The organism is Ligilactobacillus equi DSM 15833 = JCM 10991, from assembly GCF_000615765.1.
GTDB lineage: Bacteria > Bacillota > Bacilli > Lactobacillales > Lactobacillaceae > Ligilactobacillus > Ligilactobacillus equi.
On sequence record NZ_BAMI01000006.1, the window covers coordinates 1 to 18,742 of the forward strand.

The window sequence follows — 18,742 nt, forward strand, 5'->3', positions numbered from 1 at the left end:
GCACTCTTCGAAGCTGAGTCACTCGTACTTGTTGATCCTGATGTGCTTGCGCTCATCGAAACTGAACCACTCATACTTGTTGATGAGGATGTACTTACGCTCGTTAAAACTGAACCGCTCGTACTTGTTGATGAGGATGTGCTTGCACTCGTTGACTCAGATGCACTTATACTTGCTTCATGTTGACTTTGAGAAGCTGAAATACTTGCAGCTTTAGAAAATTTGGTATTTTTCTTAATAATCTCAGCTTGAAATTCAGAAGCTGCTACTGAGTTTGACTTCGAAACCGAAGTTGCTAGCGAATATTTCTCACTTAAGGATGTACTTTGAGAGAGTTGCGTAGATTCATTTTGTGAACTAGTAATTGAAATACTTATAGAGCGTGAAGTCAAAATTCTTTCCCACGTTGACTGTTGTTGAGATACACTTTTACTATGTGTAATGCTCATCTTGGTACTTATAAATTGGCTATGTGAGACTGCCAAACTATCCGCTTGACTAATAGATTGGCTCAAACTGATTGAATGCCATACTGACACACTATGTGAAAGACTATTAGAAATTTTAACTGACTCACTTGTTGATGTAGCTTGTGAAAGTGAAAGATGCTTACTTTCAGATTTGCTTGTTGCTACACTTTGAGACTGACTTATTAAATCACTAATAGACTGACTTTGACGTAATGATTCATTTATCGAGACACTTAATCTGTCTAATTCAGATACCGATTGACTCACTTGCTTTTCAGAAAGTGAAGTACTTTGGCTTACGCTTTCGACAATAGCTTCACTTACAGATTGGCTACTACTTTGTCTTTGATAATTTAATAAACTTAAAGAGCCTGATTCTATGGCACTTTGAGCTGCGCTTGCATTCACCTCCGCTAATTCACTGATACTTTTGGAAGCTAATAAACTTTGAAAAGTTTGCATTGAGTGTAATTGACTCAAACTTTCAACTGCAGAAAGCGACTGACTTTCAAATCGAGAAAGACTTTCTTTGGTTAAGTTACTCTGTGATAAAGAAGCTTTATGTGAAGCAAATTGGCTTTCAATACGACTCATACTTACTAACCTTGCTTGTGCAACACTTTGACTTTGTACTTGTGAATCTTCTACACTTTCACTCAACGATTCACTAAATGAATCAAGTTTCTGCTTTGAAGTTACTAAAGAGTCCTCGGTACTGTTACTAATCAATTGTGAGTATGCCTGGCTTTCTTGCAAGGAGGTCTGTCGTGAATTCAAACGACTCTCATGTTTAGAAGTACTTTCTGAATTCGATAAGCGTACTGAGTCAAAAACAGAATCGCTCACTAAAATTGAAAGTGATAGGCTATTTTCGTAAGAATCCTCCTGCGATGTTTGTAGACTTTCTCTCAGACTAGTACTTAAGTTTTCAACCGATTGTAATTGACTATTTTCTAATTCAAATTGTGAATCAACTGTAGATTGGCTGATTGCCACTGAAATTTCTTCTGATTCTGCATTCACAAAGGCATTAGCATCCAAATCAGCTGGTCTGGCCATAATCGCACTCAAACCACTTGGACTAGCACCACCATTTTCTCGACCAGTTGTAGCCTGTACATTAGGAAAATCGGCATAACCTGCTTGGCATTCTACCACCACATTATTAAAAATATCAGCCATACTAGCCACATTAGTATCTGGAATTGTGGTTGTGAAAGTTACTACTAAGCCATCAGACATATTAATTTTGTCTGTCGTTGAGAATGCGTTTCCCCAATAACGTCCCGCAAATTGTGCCGCCACGCTGTCATTTCTAACAGTTGTTGTATATCCTAAATTTTTTCGTTCAGCTTGACCTGTTTTACTATTGATTTCCATAGTTGTGTACATATCATCAATGTTTTTCAGGTTATTTTGTGAGCTAGCTACATCATAAGAAGCTAGGACTTCTCCTGTTTTAGCATTGGTAATTGTAATTGTTGTCGCCTTATCTAAACCGGACATGCTGTTAACATAAAAGCCGAAATACTTAAAACCTGTAACTGCATCATAAGTTGCTTTCCAGGTTACAGTATGGGTATCAGGATTTAAATATCCTTGAATATTACTCAACATATGACTGCGGTAAGCGCTATAGGCATTACCTAAAATATTGCCATTAGAGACAACTTTGAACCCTTTACTTGCCTCTTGACTTTGGTAAAGAGAATTCATAGAATCAATCGTACTCAAGGATGCATTACTAGCTCGATAAATACTAGTTGATTCGGAAGTCTTTAAAGAATTTGAGAGAGATTCAGAAACTAAGCGGGAACCGGATTGCTTTATTGATTGATAATCTGCCTCACTTTGACTCAGAGATTGACTTAATTCAACCGCACTTTGTGACATGGAAGCCTCTAAGGACAACGAATCACTACTGCTCCAGGATGCACTGGTCGATTGAGATATTTCTTCATTGTCTAAAGAACTTTCGTACTCAGAAGTACTCACAGACTGAGAACTCAAAATTGACATGAAATCTCGATTACTTTCAGAAGCAGAACGTGAGTTAAAATCTAATTGTTCCAGCAATTCTGATTTAGATTTCCTAGCACTCATTGATTGGGAATTTCTTTGTTCTTCATGTTCACTTACAGATGTAGATGTACTAACCGATTCTGCCATCATTCTTTCTGAAAATGATACACTACCACCGTCATCAACCAACGCTGTTGAGTAAATATGAGTATGGTTAATGACCTGCGGTGTTGATACTTGACTATTACCTTGAATCATTGACTGACTACCACTATTACTTATGGTATCTGAAATACTGGTAGATTCAGAATGACTCGCTTGACTTTCGCTTGTTAAATCACTTTCAGAAGTTGAACTTAACTGAATTTGATTTTTCTCAACTAGACCCGTTTGATCGGCTTGAGCAGTCATAACTGACGCTACTAATGTACCACCAGTAATTAATCCAGCTGTAGTAATACTTCTGAGTGCGATATTTTTAATCTTTTTAACTTCTCCTTGTGTATCAACTACAATTTTTTTGGTATCTTGATTAATAGGTGTTACTACCCTAATCAGCCCAATTTGACTTAGTAAAACACGTACCCAGTGTTTCCCTGCTTTATACATTTTAGCACGTACTTTTCGATCAGTTTCCTGATAATCGGTGAAAAATTTTTTCTTTTTCATACGATAAAACTTCTTTCTATAAAACTTTTTGACCTTGCATCATTTCATTACGCTCAACATATTCTCTTTATTATATAACTTTTTTACAAATATATACAAGATATTGAGGTTAAAAATATTGAGGTTAAAATTTTGTATAAACACAAATTTTTGTACACAACCAAAAAAATCAATTTAAGAATCCAAGCTCCGATTCTTAAATTGATTAGAAATTATTGAGCATAGTAATTTTTCGCGAGTCGTTGAAATAACTTTTATTCTAGTCTTGAACAACAATCTTAGTTCCAACTGTTAAGTTTTCCATCATCCACCTAGCATCAGCCACCGAAAGGCGTACACAACCATGAGAAGCTGGTTGCACGCCAAGTTTCTTGGCCTCAGTTTCATTATAGGAACCATCACTATTAGTCGGTACACTATGGAAAAGGTACTCGCCGTGATTCAACCAAGAAACCCAGTAATTGGCACCTTCATTTAACTCAGAGTTATAAAATGAATTACCACGCTCTTGTTGTACATAAAAGGTACCTGTAGGAGTATCGCTAACCATTTTACCATTACTATTTTTGCTATATTGCCCCGCAGATGAATACATAGTGTAAACAACTTTGTCACCATCCATCAAATAAGTACGATTTTTAGAAATTGATACTTTCACCCAAAAATTTTTGAGTTGTCTAACATTGGGATAGTCCTTAGTTTCTGAGGATAAACGCCAATTGATGGGGGTGCGCATCGTTGAGGACCTAGATTTTTTTGTTACACTAGTCACATTTCGGGAGCTTGAGCTAGCTCGCGCTGACGATGTAGAAGACGATGTTACCTCAACCTTTTCTTCCTTGATAGCTTGTACAGAACTATTATTACCATCCATCAATTGATAGCTTTCAAACATGGCAAAGACTAAGAATCCTACCAAAATAAATTTTATTAGTCTGCTCATCAAAAAGTTCCCTTTCAATTATTTTTACAAGCTATATTGTACCCCATTTTCAAGCAATTGTTTTTTAAGTTTCGCTTACAAAATATCAAATTGATTATACTCTAATCACAAATAACCTTGTCGCCATTTCAGCAACAAGGTTATTTTTTATATTTTAGGTGGCAAACTGTAAAATTAAGTTAGCCACCTAAAATATAAAAAATGCCATAAGCATTTACCGTGTTATCATAAAATAACCAAATAAAACAAATGAAAGGCACGGTAAAGTACTTATGACATTGCACAAATTGTAATAAATCACCTTTAAAAAGGAACTCATTTAACGATTCAAGAACGTGAACAAATTCAAGCCTACAAAGGAATGGGCTTATCTAATCGTCAAATCGCTAAGAAGTTCAATAGGGACCCTCAAACCATTAATAATAAGGTTAAGCGTGGATGGGTAAAAACCACTAAGCAGATACAAAAGAAAGCTAATGGTAAAGAATACCTCTATTACAACGAACAATATTACGCAGAAGTTGGATAAATTCATTATGCATCTAATAAATCGCAATGTGGAAGAAAATCTATTTATTGGTCTTTTCCTGAAAACGTGTATTGGGGCGCAGTATTAATGAACGTCCTGCTTACATTAACAGTCGTTCTGAAATTGGACACTTTGAAATTGATACTGTCGTTGGCAAGAAAGACTCTATGGACAACATTTTAATAGTCTTAACTGACCGTTTATCTCGCTATACTATGATTTTTCGTATCAAAGATAAGAGTTCTGAATCCGTTAATAAGAAACTCGAAGAGTTGAAATCTAGTATGGGTGAAAAAGTGTTCTATCAGATTTTCAAGTCTTTAACCTCAGATAACGGACTAGAATTTTCACGCCTTTAATAAGTTCACAGTAACACTTATTATGCGACTCCATACACTGTTCAAATGAGAATGTAATTCGTATTATTAGACGATTTATCCATAAAAGCACTGCCATTTCATCATATACTGATGATTACATTCAATTCGTAGAAGATGCAGTCAATGACTTACTCCTTAGAATCAAGAAGTAGCTTTTTGAGATAAAGTAGCTAACTTATATTTGCAGTTTGAGTTTTATTTTAAATTTTTAATCAAAAAGTTGTAAAGTACTGTCATTTTTTCATAATAATTCCCCCCTGATAACCTTACGACATCTATTCATCCCCCTAGCAAAAGTTAACTTTTTTCTTCACTAATCTTTCATATCATATCGCTAATCCCTTAATATCAGAATAATGTAATACCGTCAATAACAAAAAAATAGTGAAAATTCCATTGTAACAATGAAAAATTTCCACTATTTCATAAAAATTTGGGCTATTTTGCCACACACAACAGCCCTGTACTTAAAATGAATAAGTATTACGTGCCTTATTTTTTGCACGATACAAAGCTTCATCAACTTGTTCAAAAACTTTCTTAGCATCTTGACATTCAGCAATCTCCGCAATCCCTACACTTATAGTAAGTTGTCGAGGTGCTTTAATTTCATGAACCTGATTAATCAAATTTTGGGCAGCTTGTGCCTTAATTTCTCGACTAGTTGGTAAACAAATCACAAAAAATTCATCTCCCCCATAACGGAAAATCAGAGATTCTTGGGGTAAACAATCCTTCATGGTGACAACAACCTCTTTAAGAATTTTGTCTCCAGTCAAATGCCCATAATGGTCGTTGAACTCTTTAAAGTGGTCAACATCAATTAACATAATATCGGCTGGCATCAAATTACTGGTTAAAATCTCCATGGTTTCATCCATGGAACGACGATTATAAACCCCAGTTAAACCATCAGTGATTCCCATCTTCAAGATTCCAAGGTTACCTTCAATCATCTTAGCAGTCTTAGCAATAAACTCCTTAACTTCAGGACTAATAGGCTCAGACTTATCATCTAAAACGCACACAGTCCCATAAATTTGACCTTCTGGATTGTGAATTGGAAGACCATAATAGTTAGTCAGTCCCTTCTTAGCCCCTGAAGAATGCCGCCAAATTTCATCCTGATTAGCATCCACAATTTCAACTGCCGCATCCTCTTCAATTACCTTTTGGCAATAAACATTATTGTTAATCGGTTGAACAATACTGCCAACTTGATAATATTCATCTCCCCCTGTATTAACAATGATATTTTCCAATCCATTGTAGTTTAGCCTTTTAATCAAGGCAGCCTTAACCCCTGCAATCTCAGCTAGTAAATCAACAATCGACTGCCATTCAAGGCGAATGCTCTCTGTTAGCTCCAAGCTCCGGTTTTTATCCCCGAGGCCCACCTTCTTTTCTAATTCATGCATACACAAATCCCACCTTGATTTCAATTTCTTCAATCTATAACTTTTAAGATTATTTTAACATAAATAAATTACGTTGACGTATGCTTTTACTTTCCTTTTTTTAAATATTCTTCTAATCGTTCAATATTTTCAATTCTACCAACTACTGTAATACGGTCATATGGATGGATTACATCTTGAGCGTGAGGTCGCTGGTTAACCCGCTTTTCATCGCGACTAATAATTAAAATGACATTGACACCAAAACGGTTGGTTAGGTCTAACTGCTCCAGAGTCTTATAAAAAAAGTCCTTATTACGTACCACCACATCAGCCAAAGTCAGCATCTTACTTAATTGCAAATAGTTAGTAATATTAGGATGAAGTTGTTGGTAAACAATTCTTTCAGCAATATCTTTTTCCGGTCGGACAACTAAATCTGCTCCAATTCGATCTAAAACTTTGGCGTGACGTTCGTTTTCTGCCCGAGAAATAATATGTTTAGCCCCAAGTTCTTTGACAATTAGAGTCGCCATGATACTAGCTTCAACATTACGTCCGATGGAAATATACACGTGATCAAAATCACCAATAGATAAATCACGCAAAGCTTCCTCATCTTCCGCATCAGCAATCACAGCCCGTAAAACTTTACCTGCAAAGTCATTAATAACTTCTTCATTGTGATCGACAATTAAAACATCCTGCCCAGCTTCCAATAAGCTTTCACAAATAGCTGTACCAAATTGTCCCAACCAATTACGGCATAACTTTCTTTAGCCAATCATAATCTCCTCCTCTGGATAGTGATATGTCTTTTGTTGTGGTTTAGCATTAAAGATAGAGTACATCACGGTATATAGACCAACCCGTCCGATAAACATTAAAAACATAATAATAGCCTGCCCCAAAACATTAAGATTTTCCGTAATTCCTAAAGAAATTCCACTAGTACCAAAAGCTGCCATGACTTCAAAAACTACTAATTGGAGCTGATCATGTTCTGGCAAAGTTTGAGTTTTGGTTAAAATCAAAACCGCTAAAAACATCAAGGTTAGGGACACAAAAATCAATGTTAAAGCACGGTTAATATTTTCCATAGTAAAGCGCCGATGAGCAAAAGTCGTTTCGGCTTTTCCCCGTAAAGTAGCTATACTTTGCATCGCTAACAAACCAACCGTCGTAGTTTTAATTCCTCCGGCCGTTGAACCTGGTGTTCCCCCAATAAACATCAAGATAGCAGTAAAACTTAAACCAGCCGCACTAATATTATTATAAGGTAAAGCCACTAAACCAGCCGTCCGTGGTGTAATTGCCATAAAAATGGTATTAAATATCCGGTCTTTAAAATCCAAGCGATTTGCAAACTGAGCCAAGTTATTCTCCGTAATGAAGTAAGTAAGCACAGAAACCCCAAAAAGGACTAAACCTGTAGTCAAGGATAATCGCGTGTGTAACGATAGTTTCTTCTTGCGAGGATAGGCTAACAAATCCTTGGTAACTAAAAAACCAAAAGAACCCGCTAAAATTAACAAGGCAAAAACCACTAAGAGATAAGTATCAGTAGCAAAATCTTGGAGGCTATTACCAAACAAGTCAATACCAGCATTACAAAAGGCCGAAACCGCATGAAAAATACTAAACCATAACCCCTTAGCAAAACCATAGCGAGGCCAAAAATCAATTAACAGTAGCAAAACTCCCATCAATTGAATCAAAAAAGACATCCGTAAAACCAAATAGACGACATCAAACTGGGAGGCACTTTTCAAACTCAAAGATTCTTGGGTGAGTAGTTTAGTTGAAACCCCAATTCTTTGGCGGGCTAACATGAAACCTAGTACAGCAAAAGACATGAAGCCCAAACCACCAATTTCAATTAAAAATAAGAGCACCGTTTGCCCGAAAAGCGACCAATAAGTCGCCGGATTTACAATAGCGAGTCCTGTCACACAGGTCGCGCTGGTTGCGGTGAAAAAAGCCGTCATAAAACCCGCACTCTTCCCCGAGGTAGTCGCAATCGGCAACATCAAAAGAGTAGTCCCTATCAAAGCGATGACGATAAAACCACCGGTTAAAAATTTTGGAAAGGAAATTTTCCATTTCCCAATTTCAAGCACTTTTCTCGCCTCATTTCATTAATTTTCCTCAATTATAACATATTATCATTTTCAAACTGCTTAAATTGTATAAAAAATACGATAGGCTACACCACCTATCGTATCTCCCAATATCTTTTATTTAAGCCAAGCCGCCGGATCTTGACGCCACTGTTCTAAGACTTCTTCTTGATCCGCACTAATATAGTTCGCTTCAATGGCTGCCTTTATTAATTCTTGGTAACCGGTTAAAGTCGTAAATTCTACCCCAGCTTGGGCAAAATTTTCATCGGCTGCGGGTAATTGATAGGAGAAGATACCGGCAACCCCGATAACATCGGCATCTTCTTTACGTGCAGCCGCAACAGCTTGGAGGACTGAGCCACCCGTTGAAATTAAGTCATCAATCAAAATCGTCTTCTGACCAGGCTTTAATACCCCTTCAATCTGCCGGCCAGTTCCATGGTCCTTGGGCTTACTGCGGACATAAACCATCGGTAAATCTAATTCTTGAGCAATCCAGGCAGCATGAGGAATGCCTGCCGTAGCAGTTCCGGCAATAACTTCAACTTGAGGCCACTTTTCCTTAATAACTTGAGCTAAACCCTTGGCAATCGCTTTTCTAACTTCAGGATAAGAAATCGTTAAACGGTTGTCACAGTAAATAGGACTCTTAATTCCCGAAGCCCAAGTAAAGTTCTTGCGGTGATAATTTGACAGCTTTAATATCTAATAAACTTTTGGCGATTATTTGCATTATTGATTCCACTCTTTCTTAATTTGGCGATATGTTTGGTAAGGATCCGCAGCTTTAGTAATACTACGTCCAACCACAATGGCTGAAGCCTGGTTTAACTTGGCTTGACCTGGAGTCATTACCCGCTTTTGATCATCTAAGGCATCATTAGCCAAACGAATCCCCGGCGTGACGCGTAAGAAATCTGGGTCAGTAGCTTCTCGGATTAGCTTAGCTTCGTGAGCGGAACAAACCACTCCATCCAAGCCTGCTGTTCGAGTCAATTGGGCATAGTTTAAAACACTTGCTTGCAGGCTCAAAGCACTTTTTTGTTCTTCAGCTACCATTTTAGGTGATGAGGAAGTCAACTGTGTTACCGCAATCAGACGTGGCACTTGTAAACCGGCCGCGCCATCTAGAAGCCTTCTTTAGCAGCTTGCATCATCTCATAGCCTCCGGCCGCATGAACATTGGTCAAATCAACTCCTAGTTTTCCCAGAACCTTCATGGTTTGGCCCACCGTATGTGGAATATCATGACACTTAAGGTCCAAGAAAACATCATGCCCAATGCTTTGACCTCACGTACCAAATCAGGACCGGCCCCGTAAAAGAGCTCCATACCAATCTTGACAAATAGTTGTTCGTCTTTAGGAAACTTTTGTAAAAATTCCCGTGCTTCCTGTACACCTGGAAAATCCAAAGCAATAATAGGTTTCGTAATATCCACTAGTAATCCCCCCGTTGAAATGGTCGCCGTGCTTTGGCTTTAGCTTGAAGATCCGCAATGCTATCATAACCCAATTCTTTAAGGCGGCAGGTAATTGATCAATTAAGTGAGGACAAATCATGGGATCTTTAAAGTGAGCGGAACCGATTTGAACAGCACTGGCCCCAGCTAAAAACATTTCAATGATATTATCCACAGATTCAATACCCCCAACTCCAATGATTGGTAAGTCAACTACTTGGCTAACTTGGTAAATCATACGAATGGCCACAGGCTTGACGGCAGCGCCGGAGTAACCTCCCATGATATTACCTAAATTAGGCTTGCCACTTTCAACATCAATGTGCATTCCTAAGATAGTGTTAATCATGGTTAAACCATCGGCACCCCCAGCTGCCACCGCTTTAGCAATCGCCACAATATCCGTCACATTAGGTGAGAGCTTTACGTAGACGGGAACCTTGGAGACCGCCTTGACTGCAGCAGTTACTTTTTGCGCCACTTCTGGTACCGTCCCAAATTCCATGCCCCCCTCATGTACATTTGGACAAGAAATATTGAGTTCTAAAGCATTAACTAGACCACTGTTGCTTAGTTTTTGCGCCACGGTAACGTATCTTCGACACTAGATCCACCAACGGAACCAACAATCGGTAAATGAGGATATTTGGCACGTAAAGCCGGTAATTTCTTAGCAATCACCGCTTCAACACCAGGATTTTGCAAACCAACAGCATTCATGGCACCATCGCGGACTAAACCGATTTTAGGATTAGGATTACCAAGGCGTTCTTCTAAGGTTGTCGTTTTTACCACGACAGCTCCTAAACGATCTAAAGAATACATCTTACTAGAAGCATCATCGCCAAAACCAAAGGTCCCACTGGCTGGCATCACAGGATTTTTCAACTCTAAGCCAGGTAATTTTACATTTAAAGCCGTCATCTCATCTGTCCTTTCTTATAAAGCATTCGTGGCAAAGGAACGATTTTCTAAAGCTGTCACCATAGCTTCCACAGTATTTAGAGAAGTTAGAACTGGTACATTGTGCTCTATTGCCGTTTGGCGAATAATATAACCGTCTGAGTTAGCTTCTAAATCGTGACCCATGGTATTAATCACCGCATCTACAACATCTTCAGTAATGGTGTCGAGAATTGGCATAGCCTGACCATTTGTTTCATGGACCTTAGCTACTTCTTCAACGTGTAAACCATAATCTTGCAAGTACTTGGCCGTGCCGGCAGTCGCAAAGAGCCGGTAACCAATTTTGGCAAAACGGCTCGCCAAAGGCAAGAGTTCTTCTTTATCCTGATCTTCAACAGTTAACAAGAGGCTACCGTATTCAGGCATGGACATATTAGCCCCTGCAAAGGCCTTATAGAGTGCTTTGGCGAAGGTGTGATCAGTCCCCATAACTTCCCCAGTTGACTTCATTTCTGGTCCTAAAAGACTGTCAACATCGGTCAACTTACTAAAGGAAAAGACCGGTGCTTTGACATGAATGCTATTACTTTGCCGGTAAAGACCGCTTTGGAATCCTTGTTCCTTGAGACTTTGCCCCATAATCACCCGCGTAGCAACTTGCGCCATTTCAACACTGGTAATCTTACTTAAGAATGGTACCGTCCGACTAGCCCGTGGGTTAACTTCCAAGACATAAGCGTCACCTTGGTGGATAATAAATTGAATATTCATAATTCCCCGGCAGTTTAAGGCGACAGCTAATTTTTGCGTAGTAGAGACAATTTGGTCAATCACATTTTGACTAAAGTGTTGTGGTGGGTAAACCGCCATGGAATCCCCGGAGTGCACCCCAGCGCGCTCGATATGTTCCATAATTCCTGGTAATAAGACGTCAGTCCCATCACAGATAGCATCAACTTCCCCTTCCATCCCTTCGAGATAGGAATCAACCAAAATTGGGTGGTCAACAGCGGCAGGTTCATTTAAGTCCAGGTATTCTTCAAGTTCTTCTTGGTTGTAGACAATTTCCATGGCCCGCCCCCCTAAAACGTAAGAAGGACGAACCAAAACTGGATAGCCAATATCAGTTGCATGTTGAATAACCTCTTGACGAGTCGTCGCGGTCTTTCCAATTGGTTGTTTTAAATTTAATGATTTGATAACTTGATCGAATAACTCCCGGTCTTCAGCACGGTCTAAGTCGGCTACGGTTGTTCCAAGTACTTTGACACCATGGGCTTCTAAGCCTGCAGCTAAATTAATAGCTGTTTGGCCCCCAAACTGGACAATAACCCCTTCAGGTTGTTCTAAATCAATGACATTTAAAACATCCTCTAGGGTCAAAGGTTCAAAGTAAAGCTTATCAGAAACTGAGAAGTCAGTCGAAACTGTTTCGGGATTGGAGTTAATGACAATGGCTTCATAGCCTAATTTTTGTAAGGCTTTTACTGAGTGCACCGTAGCGTAATCAAATTCCACCCCTTGCCCAATCCGAATCGGACCAGAACCTAAAACAATCACGGACTTTTTGTCAGACTTGAGTGATTCATTTTCAGTATCATAAGTCGAATAGAAGTATGGTGTAGCTGATTTAAATTCCGCCGCACATGTATCCACCATCTTGTACGTTGGTAAAATTTTGGCTGCTTTACGGACTTGGCGAACTTCATCTTCACTGACATTCCATAATTTGGCAATTGTGTAATCTGAAAAGCCATAATACTTAGCCAATCGTAGCATAGTTTCATCCTGCGGAGAACGGCAAATTTCAACCTCTAATTCTGTCAAATGCTTAACAATATCTAAGTAATAAAGGTTAATTTTGGTCATTTCATGTAACTCTTCTAAACTATAACCACGGCGGAAAGCCTCAGCTAAGTAGAAGATACGGTCATCTTGCACTTTGAGTAACTTTTCTTCAACCACTTGATCACTCACATTGCGTAAGTCGTGACCTAAGAGGTCTTTTTCATCAATTTCTAAGGAACGAATCGCCTTGTTCAAGGCTTCTTCAGCGTTGCGCCCTAAAGCCATAACTTCCCCTGTTGCTTTCATTTGCGTCCCTAAGTGACGGTCAGCCTTGGAGAACTTGTCAAAAGGCCAGCGCGGAATCTTAGCAACCACATAGTCCAAGGCAGGTTCGAACATAGCATAAGTAGTCCCCGTAACCGGGTTTTTAATTTCATCTAAAGTTAAACCGACGGCAATTTTAGCTGCTAACTTGGCAATTGGGTAACCTGTAGCTTTGGAAGCTAAAGCAGAAGACCGCGAAACCCGTGGGTTAACTTCGATAACGTAGTAGTTGTAACTTTCAGGATCCAAAGCTAATTGAACGTTACAGCCTCCCTCAATTTTCAAGGCACGAATTAACTTAAGAGAACAATCCCGCAACATTTGGTATTCACGATCACTTAAAGTTTGTGTGGGCGCAAAAACAATAGAATCCCCAGTGTGAATCCCCACAGGATCAAAATTTTCCATGGAACAAACTACCATAGCATTATCAGCAGAATCCCGCATTACTTCATATTCAATTTCCTTATAACCTGCAATTGATTTTTCAATTAAACATTGAGTGGCTGGTGAGAGTTCCAAACCATTCGCAACAATTTCACGTAATTGGGCTTCGTTAGCACATAAACCACCGCCTGTACCACCCATAGTAAAGGCTGGACGTACAATTACGGGGTAACCACATTCTTGCGCAAAATCAACTGCCTCTTGTTCAGTATTAACCGTTAAGGATGGTGGTACAGGTTCATTTAATGCTTGCATTAATTCCTTAAATTTTTCTCGATCTTCAGCTTGGTCAATGGCCTGTAATTTCGTCCCTAAAAGTTGAATATTCAATTCATCTAAAATCCCGGTTTCATGTAATTCAATCGCCAAGTTCAAAGCAATTTGCCCCCCTAAAGTTGGCAAAAGCGCATCGGGAAATTCTTGACGCATAATCCGTGATACAGATTCAACCGTTAAAGGTTCGATATAAACTTTATCAGCAATTTCATTATCAGTCATGATAGTCGCTGGATTAGAGTTGACCAAAACAACTTCGTAGCCTTCTTCTCTTAAGGACATGCAAGCTTGCGTGCCGGAATAGTCAAATTCCGCAGCTTGCCCGATAATAATTGGCCCTGAACCAAGCACCATAATTTTGCGAATATCTGTTCGTTTAGGCATTTGTCTTGTCTTCCTTTCTCATATCAATCATCTGTAAGAAATCATCGAATAAATCAACAGCATCCATGGGTCCTGGCGCTGCATCTGGGTGGAATTGAACGGAAAAGGCTGGGTAGTGGCGGTGCTTAATCCCTTCGACCACGTTATCATTAATTTCCGTGTGAGTTACAATCAATTTTTCCGGGTCAATCGAAGCCGGGTCAACTGCGTAACCGTGGTTTTGGGAGGTAAACATAATCCGTCCTGTAGCATTTTCCCGAACTGGATGATTAAAACCGCGGTGACCAAATTTCATTTTGAAAGTCTTGGCCCCATTTGCCCGTGCTAAAATTTGGTGCCCTAAACAAATCCCAAAGACCGGTAAATGCTCCTGAATTTCAGCTACCATCGCTACAGCCTCTGTCATCATTTCTGGATCCCCAGGACCATTCGATAAAAGAACCCCATCGGGATGAAGTTTCAAAATATCTTGGGCCGTCGCAGTATACGGTAAAACAATTGTGTTACAATCGCGAGCTGCTAATTCTCGCAAGATAGAGTGTTTAACTCCAAAATCAATCAAAACAATATTCTTCTTCGTTCCAGGATTTGGATAAGGCTTCGTAGTTGAAACCTTAGCAACTAATTGATCCGATAGCACCGTAGCATGTAGTTGAGCAAAAGCATGTTCCAAGTCATCAGTGGCATCAATAATGGCACCTTTCATAGTCCCGCGTGACCGTAATTTTTTGGTTAAAGCCCGCGTATCAATTCCGGAAATTCCGGGAATTCCCATTTCTTCCATGAAATGAGGTAAGCTATCTTGCATGCGCCAATTGGTTGCCACTCGAGCCACTTCACGACAAACCACCCCTTTACAATTTGGTTGGAGCGATTCGTAATCATCGAGATTAACCCCGTAGTTTCCGAGTAAAGGTTAGTAAAGACCAAAATTTGGTCAGCATAGGATTGATCGGTAATGGCTTCTTGGTAACCGCTCATCCCCGTTGTGAAAACCACTTCCCCGGTAGTAGCGATTTTAGCCCCGAATCCCTGACCTTTAAAAACCGTGCCATCATCTAAAATTAAGTAACGTTCCATTAGGCTTTGGCCTCCTTTTGATATGCAAGTTGACCTGAGACAAAGGTCATTTCCGTGTTGGCCCAAACTGTCTGGCCGGTAAATGGGGTGTTGATTCCCTTGGAAAGATAGTCACTTTCTTGCAAAACTTCTGCTTGATCTAAGTTAATGACCGCAATATCTGCTTGGCGTCCAGGTAAGAGAATACCTGCTTGATCAAAACCAAAAGTTTGGGCTGGATTGTAACTCATCCAATCTAAGAGTTGTTCCAACTTGAAAACCCCAGTCTTGACATAACGAGTGTATAAGAGGGGGAAAGCGGTCTCAGAACCAGTAATTCCAAAAGCCGCTTGCCTCATATCACCGGTTTTTTCATCAATAGAGTGCGGTGCATGGTCGGTAGCAATCATATCAATCGTTCCGTCTAGAAGTCCCGCAATCAAGGCGTCTTGGTCTTCATTAGCTCGCAATGGTGGGTTCATCTTGTAGTAACCATCATTGCCAGGAATATCATCTTCGTTTAACAACAAGTGATGTGGAGCCACTTCACAGGTCACGTTAATACCATGAGCCTTCGCAATGCGGATTAATTCTACACTTTCTTTGGTTGACAAATGGCACACATGGTAGTGAACACCCGTTTCTTTTGCCAAGAGTAGATCGCGCGCGATTTGGGAGGATTCACTAATCCCTAAAATTCCCGGGAGGCCTAGTTCTTCGGCACGCTTACCAGCATTCATAACCCCCCCGTAAAGCAAGGAATTATCTTCGACGTGCGCGACAATAGCCATGTCTAAACGCTTTGCTTCCCGCATAGCTTCATACATGACTCCTGCCGTTTGTACGCCCTTGCCATCGTTGGAGAAAGCCCAGGCTCCCGCTTTTTTCAAGCCTGCAAAATCTACAAGTTCTTCACTGACCAAATCTTTGGTGATGGAACCGAATTGCTTGATGTGAACCACCCCATCAGCTTGGTTTCTTTGCACCATGTTAGCAACTTTTTGAGCATCATCAGGAACTGGATCCAAATTTGGCATAGCACAAACCGTCGTATAACCGCCATGAGCGGCCGCCTTGGAACCTGACGTAATCGTTTCTTTATAAGTGAAACCTGGATCACGATAGTGAACGTGGACATCAACAAAACCAGGTGTCACTAACTTATCGGTTACATCAATCACTCGGGCTTCTGGAATTAATTCACTAAGATTTTGTCCTAGCGCCATTATCTTATCATCTTCAATTAACAAATCTTGGTGACTTAACTTCCCTGATTGGTAAACTAACCCATTCTTTAAAATTGTTTTCATTACGCAAGTCCTCCTAATTTACGGCCACGCAAGACGGCTTCTAACATGGCCATTCTCATGAAAACCCCATTTTCCATCTGGGTGACAAAGCGTGATTTCGCTGCTTCGACTAAATAACCATCCCATTCAACTCCCCGGTTAATTGGACCTGGGTGTAAAATAATGGCTGTTTTTTTCAGCTTATCATAGCGCTTTTGGTTCATACCATATAAGTAGTTGTACTCATGTTCATCAAAATTTTGAACTTGTTCCAACCCTCCATGACGTTCGTGTTGTACCCGCAACAACATGACCACATCAACTTGATTAATCACTTGATCCACTTCCACTTTTTGACCGTACTGTCCAAATTCCTGGGCGTCAAACCAGTAGTTCGGACCAGCGAAATAAAGCTTGGCCCCTAATTTTTTTAACATCTGCATGTTACTACGAGCTACCCGTGAATTCAGAAGATCACCGACAATCAAGACTTTTAAATCTCTGAAATAGCCGAAATCATGATAGATTGTCATCAGGTCTAACATGGATTGGGATGGGTGTTGACCGGAACCATCCCCCGCATTGATAATTCCCATTTCTAAGTGTTGTTCTGGCTTTAAATCAAGTAAGTCTTGATAGTAATCATTTTGACTATGGCGAATCACGGTTAAATCAACACCGATAGCCCCTAGCGTTAAAGCCGTGTCATACAACGTTTCACCCTTGCTGACCGAGGAATGAGCCGTATCGAAGGGAATTACCGTAAGTCCCAACTTTCTTTCCGCCATTTCAAAGGAAGTATGGGTCCGTGTCGAATTTTCAAAAAAGAGATTAGCACAATAAACCGGCTGGCTCAGCTTCGGTACGGGGGCCCCGGCCTTAAAAGCTTGAGCACGTTTGATTAACGTTAACACATCCGTAGAACTTAGTTGTTCCATGTTGACAAAATGTTGGAGACTTACTTGTGACATTGTGAATTCCTTTCTAACGTTCGCTTAACGCTTTTTCTGGGAGAACTAAGTTTAAAATAATTCCAAAAAGTGTGGCTAAAGCAATGCTAGTCAACTGAAAATTACCTAATTGTAGGTAAGTTCCCCCGATACCAACTACCAAGATAACTGAGGCGATAACTAAATTACGCTTCAGTTCAAAATCAATCTTATTATCAATTAAAATTCGTAAACCGTTGGCAGCAATCATCCCAAATAAGAGGAAGGAAATCCCTCCGATAACCGGTGATGGTACCGATTGAATCACCGCCGCAACTTTTCCAACAAAGGAGAAAATAATAGCAAAGATGGCAGCCCCACCTAAAACCCAAACAGAGTGCACCTTCGTCATAGCTAAAACCCCAATGTTTTCACCGTAAGAAGTTGTGGGAGGACCACCGACAAAACCAGCAATTACACTCGAAAGCCCATCACCAAGTAAGGTCCGGTGTAAACCAGGTTCCTTAAAAAAGTTTCGCTTGGTTAATTTGTTTAAAACCATAACATGCCCCATATGTTCAGTCATCGTGACCAAGGCAATTGGTGCCATCCCAACAATAGCCGCTGGATACCATTTAAAATCATAATTAACACCCATCACGTTAAAAGCTGGTAAAGAGAACCACTTAGCTGCTTGAACTCCAGATAAATCAACAATACCAACGACTAAAGCCATCAAGTAACCAGAAACAATTCCTAATAAAACCGGAATCATACTTGGAAAACCTTTGAGGAACATATTGAAGATAATTGTGATTGCCAGGGTAAAAATTGCAACCCCAAAATATTTCAAATCATAAACGTTACCGTTCATCATGGCATCATTGGCAGCCGTAGAGGCTAAGGATAAACCAATTACAATGATAATAGGTCCGACCACTACAGGCGGTAAAACCTTATCAACCCAGTTTGAACCAAAACGACTGACAATTAAGGAAACTAGCAAGTAAACTGCCCCCGCAGCAATTGCCCTTGGCCAACAGCCGGATAACCATAATTTTTCATTAAAGCTTGCATGGTAGCAATAAAGGCAAAACTAGAACCTAAGTAAGCCGGAATTTGCGCCTTAGTACATAAGATATAAACTAAGGTCCCCACCCCTGAAGCAAATAAAGCGATACTTGGGTTAATCCCCACTAAGAGTGGCACTAACACGGTCGCCCCAAACATGGTGAAGAGGTGTTGCACTGATAAAACTAACCAGTGACAAAAACTTGGTTGATCTTTAATATCTAAAACCGCATCTTCATTGCGGAACTCATTATTTTTCTTTGACATAATTTTT

At 39.9% G+C, this 18,742-nt stretch carries 8 protein-coding genes and 7 pseudogenes; 2 read left to right on the forward strand and 13 right to left on the reverse strand.

Annotated elements, in window-relative coordinates:
* Nucleotides 1-3,161: KxYKxGKxW signal peptide domain-containing protein (locus JCM10991_RS02480; RefSeq protein ID WP_025020450.1), on the reverse strand; the 3,161-nt coding region annotated here is incomplete at its 3' end.
* Nucleotides 3,162-3,420: 259 nt separating this feature from the next.
* Nucleotides 3,421-4,104: a L,D-transpeptidase gene (locus JCM10991_RS02485; RefSeq protein WP_025020451.1), complete on the reverse strand. Its 684-nt coding sequence runs from the start codon at nt 4,102-4,104 to the stop codon at nt 3,421-3,423.
* A gap of 319 nt (nt 4,105-4,423) precedes the next feature.
* Here JCM10991_RS02485 and JCM10991_RS14780 point away from each other — a divergent pair.
* Both JCM10991_RS14780 and JCM10991_RS02495 read left to right on the forward strand, forming a co-directional pair.
* A pseudogene (locus JCM10991_RS14780) lies at nt 4,424-4,633 on the forward strand (helix-turn-helix domain-containing protein); the annotation flags it as partial.
* 71 nt (nt 4,634-4,704) lie between these two features.
* Nucleotides 4,705-4,992, forward strand: coding sequence for an IS30 family transposase (locus JCM10991_RS02495; protein WP_025020452.1), 288 nt, complete (start codon nt 4,705-4,707; stop codon nt 4,990-4,992).
* A 488-nt stretch (nt 4,993-5,480) separates the two neighbouring features.
* Here the strand turns inward: JCM10991_RS02495 and JCM10991_RS02500 are convergent, their stop codons facing one another.
* From JCM10991_RS02500 to JCM10991_RS12310, 11 genes and pseudogenes are all read right to left on the reverse strand, one after another.
* A complete protein-coding gene (locus JCM10991_RS02500; protein WP_025020453.1) occupies nt 5,481-6,431 on the reverse strand; it encodes a sensor domain-containing diguanylate cyclase in 951 nt (316 codons plus the stop codon).
* An 86-nt stretch (nt 6,432-6,517) separates the two neighbouring features.
* Nucleotides 6,518-7,194 (reverse strand): annotated as a pseudogene (locus JCM10991_RS12285) (potassium channel family protein).
* On the reverse strand, nt 7,187-8,530 hold the full coding sequence (locus JCM10991_RS02510; RefSeq protein ID WP_025020454.1) for a TrkH family potassium uptake protein: 1,344 nt from the start codon (nt 8,528-8,530) through the stop codon (nt 7,187-7,189). Before JCM10991_RS02510 ends, JCM10991_RS12285 begins: the two are co-directional and overlap by 8 nt.
* Nucleotides 8,531-8,647: 117 nt before the next feature.
* Nucleotides 8,648-9,266, reverse strand: a pseudogene (pyrE, locus tag JCM10991_RS12290) (orotate phosphoribosyltransferase).
* Nucleotides 9,266-9,974, reverse strand: a pseudogene (pyrF, locus tag JCM10991_RS12295) (orotidine-5'-phosphate decarboxylase). The pseudogenes pyrE and pyrF overlap by 1 nt, the downstream one beginning before the upstream one ends.
* A pseudogene (locus JCM10991_RS12300) lies at nt 9,974-10,919 on the reverse strand (dihydroorotate dehydrogenase). Before JCM10991_RS12300 ends, pyrF begins: the two co-directional pseudogenes overlap by 1 nt.
* 15 nt (nt 10,920-10,934) lie before the next feature.
* Complete coding sequence (gene carB / locus JCM10991_RS02530) at nt 10,935-14,120, reverse strand: carbamoyl-phosphate synthase large subunit (protein ID WP_023859745.1); 3,186 nt, start codon at nt 14,118-14,120, stop codon at nt 10,935-10,937.
* Nucleotides 14,113-14,976: pseudogene (carA, locus tag JCM10991_RS12305) on the reverse strand (glutamine-hydrolyzing carbamoyl-phosphate synthase small subunit); the annotation flags it as partial. The pseudogene carA and the gene carB, both read right to left, overlap by 8 nt.
* 223 nt (nt 14,977-15,199) lie before the next feature.
* Complete coding sequence (gene pyrC / locus JCM10991_RS02540; protein WP_025020455.1) at nt 15,200-16,489, reverse strand: dihydroorotase; 1,290 nt, start codon at nt 16,487-16,489, stop codon at nt 15,200-15,202.
* Nucleotides 16,489-17,439, reverse strand: coding sequence for an aspartate carbamoyltransferase catalytic subunit (locus JCM10991_RS02545; RefSeq protein WP_025020456.1), 951 nt, complete (start codon nt 17,437-17,439; stop codon nt 16,489-16,491). The genes pyrC and JCM10991_RS02545 overlap by 1 nt, the downstream gene beginning before the upstream one ends.
* Nucleotides 17,440-17,452: 13 nt before the next feature.
* Nucleotides 17,453-18,735, reverse strand: a pseudogene (locus JCM10991_RS12310) (uracil-xanthine permease family protein).
* Between the last annotated feature and the right edge of the window lie 7 nt (nt 18,736-18,742).